At 52.6% G+C, this 1,025-nt stretch carries 2 protein-coding genes; one reads left to right on the forward strand and one right to left on the reverse strand.

Annotated elements, in window-relative coordinates:
- Positions 1 to 50 precede the first annotated feature (50 nt).
- Positions 51 to 230 (reverse strand): hypothetical protein, encoded by a 180-nt coding sequence (locus tag VQ045_RS21775; RefSeq protein WP_331831617.1) that lies wholly within the window; start codon positions 228 to 230, stop codon positions 51 to 53.
- 165 nt (positions 231 to 395) lie between these two features.
- On the opposite strand from VQ045_RS21775, the gene VQ045_RS21780 reads away from it, so the two are divergent.
- Positions 396 to 674 carry a hypothetical protein gene (locus VQ045_RS21780; protein ID WP_331831618.1) on the forward strand — a complete coding sequence of 93 codons (279 nt, stop codon included), beginning with the start codon at positions 396 to 398 and terminating at the stop codon, positions 672 to 674.
- Positions 675 to 1,025 lie beyond the last annotated feature (351 nt).

Consider the following 1,025-nt stretch of genomic DNA (forward strand, 5'->3'; position numbering starts at 1 on the left):
ATATCTCTCGTCATGGCGTTGCTCTCCTCAGTGGAATCGGCACCCCGAGCCTAACGGCTCAAGGCGGGCAACGCCGCCCACTTCAGAGTTTCAACAGAGACCGGGACATTCCCCCAGAACGACTTGTGGATTTTCGCCCAAGGGCCAAGCGTTTTAATTTTGTCTATCAGCGGTGTGTAATCTTGCCCAGGCGAATTAAGATCGTAGGAAATATGCAGATTGTTTGCCATTTCGCACTCCTCCGGTTGCCTCGCGCTCAGGCTACCTTAGCGGTCTGGTGTGTCAAGTATAATATCGCCAGAATATTCCTAACTATATACCTGCCATAGCCGAACGATGTGATGCGTCATAGCGGCGTGACAGGCCGGCAAAGTCAGGGAACTAAGATGAGTTCCTTGGACAAGAATGAGCGTTTCAGAAAGGCATCTGTGATTGAGGCGCTGCCGTCCAGCAGATTTTCGCCGCATGGCGGGAAGGAATTGTTTCGCTGCATGCGCGGGGCTACCATTGTTGTGATCGGTAGCATGGCAGAAGAGGGCTTGGAGGGTGGTGGGTTGATCATCGACTACCGCCTCTCGTCCGGTATGACTGAGCGGGCCGTGCTGGCTTTCAACGAGTCGGGAATGTGGATATTCGATAGCGTTCTCGGGGCCATTGAGCCCACTCCGGTTTGACCTCCAATATCACCTTGTAAATAACGATGGGGAGATCGCCCAAAAAGAAGTCTAAGCCCGGTTCGAGTCCTTCAAAGCGATACCTTATCAATTCGAATGTTCTGGCTCCCGCCGCCAGGGCAGGTTTCAGTTCTCGGTGGATAGGGGCTTTCGTCTCTCTTTCTGTGGCGTCCCAATACTCCTTACGCATCGGCATCACGTCTGCATTCCAAATGTCTTCCAAGCGGCTTTGGTGCCTGGCTAGAGCATCCGGCGAATAATTTGAATCGACGGGTTCCCATTTGATGTTCGGTTTGATTCTCTGTGAGCAGGAGGTGCTCTATGGGAAAGGCTGTTTCATCAGATTTGCGG

It is taken from the genome of Aurantimonas sp. E1-2-R+4, assembly GCF_036549515.1.
GTDB classification, from domain to species: Bacteria; Pseudomonadota; Alphaproteobacteria; order Rhizobiales; family Rhizobiaceae; genus Aurantimonas; species Aurantimonas coralicida_A.

Excerpts from the sequence above, each read along its gene's own strand:
- VQ045_RS21775 (WP_331831617.1), bottom strand. The coding sequence starts at position 230 with ATGGCAAACAATCTGCATATTTCCTACGATCTTAATTCGCCTGGGCAA.